The 7,594-nt window shown below is 65.8% G+C and carries 8 protein-coding genes; 6 read left to right on the top strand and 2 right to left on the bottom strand.

Annotated elements, in window-relative coordinates; all coding sequences use genetic code 11:
- Nucleotides 1–89 precede the first annotated feature (89 nt).
- The gene (locus tag PMI15_RS24115; protein WP_051002006.1) at nucleotides 90–1,298 is read right to left on the bottom strand and encodes a dienelactone hydrolase family protein; all 1,209 of its coding nucleotides are present in this window, start codon (nucleotides 1,296–1,298) and stop codon (nucleotides 90–92) included.
- Between the two features lie 14 nt (nucleotides 1,299–1,312).
- Nucleotides 1,313–2,146 (bottom strand): undecaprenyl-diphosphate phosphatase, encoded by an 834-nt coding sequence (locus PMI15_RS19170; RefSeq protein WP_007873119.1) that lies wholly within the window; start codon nucleotides 2,144–2,146, stop codon nucleotides 1,313–1,315.
- Between the two features lie 218 nt (nucleotides 2,147–2,364).
- Here PMI15_RS19170 and PMI15_RS19175 point away from each other — a divergent pair, with 218 nt between their 5' ends.
- The 6 genes from PMI15_RS19175 to PMI15_RS19200 all read left to right on the top strand — a co-directional run bounded on the left by PMI15_RS19175 (nucleotide 2,365) and on the right by PMI15_RS19200 (nucleotide 7,510).
- Nucleotides 2,365–2,775, top strand: coding sequence for a DUF2306 domain-containing protein (locus tag PMI15_RS19175; protein WP_007873122.1), 411 nt, complete (start codon nucleotides 2,365–2,367; stop codon nucleotides 2,773–2,775).
- Nucleotides 2,776–2,815: 40 nt separating this feature from the next.
- Nucleotides 2,816–3,844: a hypothetical protein gene (locus PMI15_RS19180; RefSeq protein WP_007873126.1), complete on the top strand. Its 1,029-nt coding sequence runs from the start codon at nucleotides 2,816–2,818 to the stop codon at nucleotides 3,842–3,844.
- A 229-nt stretch (nucleotides 3,845–4,073) separates the two neighbouring features.
- Nucleotides 4,074–5,237 carry a branched-chain amino acid ABC transporter substrate-binding protein gene (locus tag PMI15_RS19185; RefSeq protein ID WP_007873129.1) on the top strand — a complete coding sequence of 388 codons (1,164 nt, stop codon included), beginning with the start codon at nucleotides 4,074–4,076 and terminating at the stop codon, nucleotides 5,235–5,237.
- Between the two features lie 18 nt (nucleotides 5,238–5,255).
- Nucleotides 5,256–5,900 carry a DUF924 family protein gene (locus PMI15_RS19190; protein ID WP_007873134.1) on the top strand — a complete coding sequence of 215 codons (645 nt, stop codon included), beginning with the start codon at nucleotides 5,256–5,258 and terminating at the stop codon, nucleotides 5,898–5,900.
- Between the two features lie 207 nt (nucleotides 5,901–6,107).
- Entirely contained in the window at nucleotides 6,108–6,659 is a 552-nt protein-coding gene (locus tag PMI15_RS19195; RefSeq protein ID WP_007873137.1) for a DUF3455 domain-containing protein, read from the top strand.
- A gap of 260 nt (nucleotides 6,660–6,919) precedes the next feature.
- Complete coding sequence (locus tag PMI15_RS19200) at nucleotides 6,920–7,510, top strand: DUF3455 domain-containing protein (RefSeq protein WP_007873140.1); 591 nt, start codon at nucleotides 6,920–6,922, stop codon at nucleotides 7,508–7,510.
- The last annotated feature ends 84 nt before the right edge of the window (nucleotides 7,511–7,594 follow it).

Genomic DNA, 7,594 nt, shown 5'->3' on the forward strand with positions numbered 1-7,594 from the left:
TGCGTAATCTGCGGATGAATTTTTATCCACAGATTTCGCAGATTTACGCAGATTGAAAACAAGGCGACTGCGGCCAATGCAGCGCAAGCTCAGCGGGCCGCCGCCCCCACGCGCTTGAGTCCCGCTTCTCCCGCCCGGGCCGCCACATCGGGCTGCCACACGACCTGGTCGTCCACGGCGTAAAGCCAGCACTTCGATTTTGCCCGCGCGCATTGCTGGAAGGTCGTGGCCATCGCCTCGGGCTCACCTGCGTTGAAATACCAGCCGCCTTTTTCCGTCACGGCAAAGGCCTTGGGAGGCGGCAGGCTGCGAAAGTGCGCATAACGCGCCTTACCGGCATCGCTGAGCGGCACGGCGGCCGTGTCGTCGGCCGCCGCGAAACCCGAGGCCGGCGGAACCACGTAGTGGTGGCCCTTGAAGCGCTGGGCATGCGACAGCAGCAAAGGCTGGCCCAGCTGCGCCGAGAGAAACTCGAACATGCGTATATGCGAGGCCTCCCGCGCCGCGGGGTTGCCGCCCACCATGGCCGTGCCGCTCTTGGTGTTGCCCAGGCCTACCATCTGCTTGACGGGACCTGTTCCATCAAAGCCGTGGTAGCTGCCCGGGTAGACCACCAGCTCCACGGGCGCATTGGCCTTGTTCTTTCGCAGGCGCTCCTGCAGCGTGACGCATTCGCCGGCCAGCGTCCAGTCGTCGAGCTCGCCGATCATGATCAGCAGCGGCTGGTGGACTTCATAGTTCCACATCTTGTTGTTCACCAGGCAGCCGGGGTAAAAAGCCACGGCGGCGCGCGGCCGCACTTTCTGCGCCTGCACGTATTTGTCCGTGGCGTCCACCGTGCTGAGCACGGTCTGCGCGCCGTGCGACCAGCCCATGACCACAATGCGCGAGGCATCCACCGAGGGCTGCTTCACCAGCCAGGCGATGGCGGCGAACACGTCCTCCCGGCGTTCGGCCTCATGGATGGTGCGAAGCTTGTTGGGGATCTCGCAGATCGACTTGTGGCCGCGCGGCGTGAAGCTGTCCAGCGGCAGGAAGTGGATGCGTTCCGCGTTGAAATAACCCGCGTAGCGGAAAAAGCGCTCGGCAAAATTGCCCTTGCTGTCCAGCCCGCCGCCGCAGCCGTGCAGGCCGATGATGACGGGCCTGGGCTCGCCGTCGCCGACGTCAAACCAGTAGGCCGGGATCTCCAGCTTGCCGTCCAGCGAGGGGATGCTCACCGGGCCCGCCGCATGCGAGAACTGGCCCGCCAGCAGCAGGCCCACGAGCAGCAAAAAAAACCGGGAGGCCCAGCCCATGCACGCGGCCCGCATTATTCCGCCCAGACCACCAGGCCGCTCCAGGCCGTGGCCAGCACCACGATGCCGAAGGCGATGCGGTACCAGGCGAAAGGCACAAAGCTGTTGCTCGAGATGTAGCGCAGCAGCCAGCGCACGCACAGCCAGGCGCTCAGGAAAGAAAACACCAGGCCCACCCCGAACATCGGCAGGTCCGCCATGGACAGCAGCGCGCGCTCCTTGTAGAGGCTGTAGGCGCCCGCGCCTATCAGCGTGGGCATGGCCAGGAAGAAAGAAAAATCGGTGGCCGCTTTGCGCGACAGCCCCAGCAGCATGCCGCCGATGATGGTCGCGCCGCTGCGGCTGGTGCCCGGGATCATCGCCAGGCATTGCACCAGGCCGACCTTGACCGCATCCATCACCGTCATGGCATCCACCTCCTGGATGCGCGCGGCGGCGGGGTTGTTCTGCTGGCGCTTTTCAGCCCAGAGGATGATGAAGCCGCCGATGATGAAGGTGCTGGCCACCACGACCGGCGTGAACAGATGGGCCTTGATGGCCTTGCCGAACAGCAGGCCCAGCACCACGGCCGGCACAAAAGCCACCAGCACATTGAGCACAAACTGTTGCGCCTGTTTCTCGGTCGGCAGCGCCACCACCGTCGCGCGAATCTTCTGCCAGTAAACCAGGATGACCGCGAAGATGGCGCCGGTCTGGATCGCGATGTCGAACACCTTGGCCTTGTCGTCGTCAAAACCGAGCAGCGCGCCCGCAAGAATGAGGTGGCCTGTCGAGGAGATAGGAAGGAATTCGGTCAGGCCCTCGACGATGCCCATGATGGCGGCTTTGATTAGCAGTGCAATATCCACGCGGTCTCCAAAAAAATTTAGTCAAGATTATGGCCTCTCGGTCCGAGCCAGCAGTCGCCTCGCCTGAACTCCGAGCCAGCGGGGCCGTGGAACCGGCCCTAGCCTGTCCTGAGCTTGTCGAAGGGCCGGGCACAGGCCAGGGGTGAATCTGGTTCTTGAGCCTGGACAGGGATGAGCCTATTCCTGACAATCGGTTACCACAACAAGGGGGAGCCAACATGCAACTCACGCCGCTCATCGCCATTCATTTGTCGGCCGCCGCCAGCGCCATCCTCATTGGCCCCGTCGCGCTGTGGGCGCGCAAGGGGCGCGTGCAGCGGCCCAAGCTGCACCGGGCTTTTGGTTATGCCTTTGTGACGATGATGCTGGTCACCGCGGCGACGGCGGTTTTCATCCGCGACTACGACTATCCCAATATCGCCGGCTACACGCCCATCCACTTGCTGGTGCCCTTCGCGCTGTTCAGCATGACCGGCGCGTTCTGGCATCTGAGCCGCGGCAACATCGCGGGCCACCGCGGCGCCATGCAAGCCCTCTACATTGGCGCATGCCTTGTCGCGGGGGTGTTCACGCTGATGCCCGACCGCTACCTGGGCAAGCTGCTGTGGGCCCAGTTGGGTCTGCTCTAATCGAAGGAGAACAAAGAAGCAAAGAAGCAAAAGGGGGCCCATGAAGAAATACTTGCTGAGCAGCCTGCTGCTGCTCGCCGCCGCGGCCGCGCAGGCCGGCATGGGTTTTACCGAGCTGCCGGGCCTGCAGGACGACGGCCCTGTCAGCGTGTTCTATCCTTCCGCCGGCGAGGACCGCCCCATGCAGGTCGGCTCCTATTCCCTCAAAGTCGACAAAGACGGCCAGCCCGTGCGCGGCAACACGCGCCTCGTTGTCATCTCGCACGGCTCGGGCGGCTCACCCTGGACTTACACCGACCTGGCGCGCCGCCTGGTCGCGGACGGTTTTGTCGTCGCCTTCCCCCTGCACCGTGGCGACAACGCCCGGGATCCATCTTCCCCCGGCCCCGACAGCTGGAAGCAGCGGCCCGCCGAGGTCTCGCGCGCCATCGACACGGTCGCGCGCGAGCCGCGCTTCGCGCCGCTGCTGTCGCTCGACAAGGTCGGCATGTACGGCATGTCGGCCGGCGGCCATACCGCGCTGACCCTGGCCGGCGGGCGCTGGTCGCCGGCCCTGCTCACCCGACACTGCGAAGCCCACATCGCCGAGGACTTCCAGACCTGCGCCGGACTGACGACCCGGCTCACGGGCGGCATGCTGGACGGCCTGAAAAAAACCGTGGTGCTGGCCGTCATTCGCCAGCGCTTCAGCGACGCCGCCTGGCAAAGCCATCACGATGCGCGCATCCAGGCCGTGGTCGCCGGCGTGCCGCTGGCCGCCGATTTCGACATGGCCTCGCTGGCGTCGCCGCCGGTGCCGCTGGCCCTCATCACGGCACGGCAAGACCGCTGGCTGGTGCCGCGTTTTCACAGCGACGTGGTGCTCGCGGCCTGCAACAAGCGCTGCGAACTGCTGGCCGACCTGCCCGACGGCGGCCATGGCGCGCTGCTGTCACCGCTGCCGCCCGCCGAGGCGATGTCCGGGCTTGCCAAAGACCTGCTGCTGGACCCGCCCGGCTTCGACCGCGGCCAGCTCCCGGCCCTGGACGACAAGATCAGCGCCTTCCTGCGCAAACACCTGCTGCCCTGAAACCCGGCGACGGGCCAGACGGGCGGCCGCCGGCACGCCCTGCGCGAGCGCGCGCCAACCCGGCCCCAAAACAAGCCATTTCGGTGCGCTTTTTGGGTAAAACGAAGCAATTCGAACCATTAGTAAAACTTATCTACTCAGACATTCATAAAAAGTAGGTCAAACCCACTATCGCGGCGCGGCGGTGAAACATACATTCAGTTACACCCAATCAACCCGAGGTTTCACGATGACCCACACCGCCACCCGCCGCCTTACCCAGGCGGCCCTGACCGCCGCTGTCCTCGCAGGCTCCGTCCTGCTGTCCGGCTGCGACAACCCGCCCGACACCATCAAGATCGGCGTTGCCCAGCCCCTGTCGGGCAACCTCGCCGCGCTGGGGCAGGACCTGCACAACGGCGTGAAGATGGCCGTGGACGAGCTCAACAAGGAAGGCTTCCAGATCAAGGGCAAGACCGTCAAGATCGAAATCATCGCCATGGACGACCGCTCCGACCCCAAGGCCGGCGTGGAAGTCGCCAGACAGCTGGTCGATGCCGGCGTGGTCGCCGTGATCGGCAACCTCAATTCCGGCGTCAGCATCCCGGCCGCGCCGGTCTATGCCGAAAAGCACGTCGCCCAGCTCGCCATCTCGACCAACCCCAAGTTCACCGAGCTCGGCCTGGACACCACCTTCCGCTTGGTCGCCAACGACAACCTGCAGGCCCGCGCCATCGGCTCCTTCGCCGCCAACCAGCTCAATGCCAGCAAGTTCGCCGTGGTCGACGACGGCACGACCTACGGCAAGGGTCTGGCCGCCGGCGCCTCGGCCGAGCTCAAGAAGGCCAGCAAGGAAGTGGTGGTCAGCTATTCGTCCGACGACAAGACCACCGCGTTTGACGAGCTGGCCGCCAGGATCAAGGCCGGCAATGTGCAGGTCATCGTCTCCACACAGGGCGACTTCCAGATCCTCGCGCTGATGGAAGCGCTCAAGAAGATCGACTACACGCAGCAGGTCAGCATCCTGGGCGGCGACACCATCAAGACCACCGCCATGCTCAAGGGCAGCGATGTGGTCAAGGGCCTCTATGCCACCTCGCCCATCCTGGACGCCAAGGAATTCGTCAACGGCAAATCCTTTCTGACCCGGTACCAGGAGACCTTCAAGGTGGAACCGGCCTATGGCGGCCACTACACCTACGACGCCATGTACATCCTGGCCGGCGCCATGAAACGCGCCAACTCCGTCAAGCCCGAAAAAATCACCGAAACCCTGCGCAGCTTCGACGGCTACGCGCCCATCACCGGCTCCATGAAATGGGATGCCGTGGGCGAGCAGCGCTACGGCGTGGTCGGTGTCTATGCCGTGCGCAAGGGTGTTTGGGACCTGCAGCTGCGCTCCGACCGCTGGTAGGCTAAGCTCGCGGTCGCCATGACCGACGCCGTCCCTACCTCCACCACCAACACGCCCTCCGCCGCCACGCCCGGCCAGGTCCTGGATTTCTGGCTGGGCGACGGCATCACCCAGGACTGGCCCACGCAGGACCTCGGCAAACGCTGGTTCAGCGGCGGCGCCGAGCTGGACGCCGAGATCCGCACGCGCTTCGGCGCCGCCGTGGATGAGGCCCTGGCCGGCGGCCTGCGGGACTGGGAACAGCCGCCCCTGCACCGCCTGGCGCTGGTCATCCTGCTCGACCAGTTCACGCGCAACATCTTTCGCGGCAGCGCCCGCGCCTTTGCCGGCGATGCCCGCGCCCAGCAGCTGGTGCAGCAGGCCGTCGCCGCCGGTGAAGACCGGCAACTGCCCTGGGCGGCGCGGCTCTTTCTCTACATGCCGCTGATGCACGCCGAAAGCCCGGCGCTGCAGGACGAATGTGTGGCGCGTTTTACCCGGCTGGTCGCCGACGCGCCCGAAGCGCTCAAGCAGCGCCTGCAGGGCAACCTGGACTACGCCCACCAGCACCGCGACATCATCAGCCTCTTCGGCCGCTTTCCTTACCGCAATGCGGTCCTGGGGCGGGCCGACACCCCCGAAGAAAAAGACTTCCTCCTCAAGGGCCCGCGCTTCGGGCAGTGAGAGCCCCCCCCGTCCAGGCTCACTGCGTGTAGCCTGTTCCCCCCTCAAGGGGGCGGCGCCTGGGGCCGGCAAAGCCAGTCCCGCGGCCCCAGCTGGTAAATGCCCTTCGGTGGCAACGCCGCTTTTTGAATCCACGGTCAGTCCCGCTGCGTACCAGGAGCAGGACGCGCCGCGCCGGCCGGTCCATCACCACCGAGGAGTTCAACCATGCCCCATCCCTTCACCGCTTTCGCATCCCTGCTTGCCGTCTCCCTGCTCGCCGCCTGCGGCAGCATGTCGCCCATGAAGCCCATGTACTCGCAGGCCGGCCTGCCCGCCGCCGTCCAGGTGCCCGCCGGCCACAGGGTCGCCATGGAAACCGTGGGCGTGGGCGAGATCACTTACCAGTGCAGCCCCAAAAAAGACATGGCCGGCCAGTTTGAATGGGTGTTTGTCGGCCCCGACGCCAGGCTGAACGATCGCGGCGGCAAGCAGGTCGGCAAGTACTACGGCCCGCCCGCCACCTGGGAGAGCATGGACGGCTCCAAAATCACCGCCACCCAGCTCGCCGTCGTCCCCAACGGCACGGGCAACATCCCCACCCAGCTCGTCAAGGCCAACCCCGCCATGGGCAGCGGCGCCATGAGCGGCGTCAGCTACATCCAGCGCGTGGACACCCGCGGCGGCGTCGCCCCCGCCATGGCCTGCGCCGCCGGCAACGCGGGCGCCAGACAGGTGGTGCAGTACCAGGCCGACTACATCTTCTACAAGGCGATGTAAGGCGGCCATTCCCGATGCGAGCGTGAGCAGCCGGCCCTGAACGTCAGGCGGGGCTGGTTTTTTCCGTCCCACAGGCTTGCCCTGTGGGCTTTTTTGCGCCCGCCCGGGCCGCCTCCACCGCGCCGTCAGGTCCTGCGGAAACGCGCTGGCAGCAAGCTTGCGCGGCGTCCTACAGCACATCCACGCACCCCGGGTTTTACTGGCATGCAACAACAGGCGGATAGCCAGCACAAGGCCAAAACGGCCAGAACGGGGGTTTCATGAAGAGCACGCACAACGTCCTCTGGGCCTACAGCAAAAGCGCCGCGATCACCGCGGCCATGATCACCGGCACCGCCGCGCTCATGATCGCGTGTTCGGGCGTCGCGCCCCTTCCCAAAGAATACAGCCAGGATCGCCTCGACCCGCAGGTCGTCGTGCCGCCGGGCCATGTCGTCGCGCTCGAAACCACCGCCAGCGGCCTGCTGCACTACGAGTGCAAGGCCAATGCCACCACCGCCGGCACCATAGGCTGGGTGCTGGTGCGTCCCGAGGCCGAGCTGCTGGACCGCACGGGCAAGACCGTCGCCCGTTATTCCGGCCCGCCCGCCACCTGGACCCATATCGACGGCTCCAGCGTCGTCGGCACCCAGGTCGCGCTGGCGCCCCGCGTCGGCGCCACCAACCTGCCGCAGCAGCTGTCCACCGGCGCCTCAAGCGCCACCCCCGGCGTGCTGCAGAACATCAGCTACATCCAGCGCATCAAGACCAAGGGCGGCCAGGACTTGAGCAAGGCCTGCACCCAGGCCGACCTCGGCGACAAGCTCACCACGTCTTACCAGGCCGATTACATTTTCTGGAAACCCGCCTGAGAACCTGTTCACGGCCTAAACGGGGCCGCGTTGGGGTGCAATCGGGATGAGTGGGCCGACCAGGAACGCCGCATGGGCTAATGC

The organism is Polaromonas sp. CF318 (assembly GCF_000282655.1).
Lineage (GTDB): Bacteria > Pseudomonadota > Gammaproteobacteria > Burkholderiales > Burkholderiaceae_C > Polaromonas.

Coding starts and splice junctions, on each gene's coding strand:
- PMI15_RS19180 (WP_007873126.1), top strand. CDS start 2,816: ATGAAGAAATACTTGCTGAGCAGCCTGCTGCTGCTCGCCGCCGCGGCC.
- PMI15_RS19190 (WP_007873134.1), top strand. CDS start 5,256: ATGACCGACGCCGTCCCTACCTCCACCACCAACACGCCCTCCGCCGCC.
- PMI15_RS19200 (WP_007873140.1), top strand. CDS start 6,920: ATGAAGAGCACGCACAACGTCCTCTGGGCCTACAGCAAAAGCGCCGCG.
- PMI15_RS19195 (WP_007873137.1), top strand. CDS start 6,108: ATGCCCCATCCCTTCACCGCTTTCGCATCCCTGCTTGCCGTCTCCCTG.
- PMI15_RS19185 (WP_007873129.1), top strand. CDS start 4,074: ATGACCCACACCGCCACCCGCCGCCTTACCCAGGCGGCCCTGACCGCC.
- PMI15_RS24115 (WP_051002006.1), bottom strand. CDS start 1,298: ATGGGCTGGGCCTCCCGGTTTTTTTTGCTGCTCGTGGGCCTGCTGCTG.
- PMI15_RS19175 (WP_007873122.1), top strand. CDS start 2,365: ATGCAACTCACGCCGCTCATCGCCATTCATTTGTCGGCCGCCGCCAGC.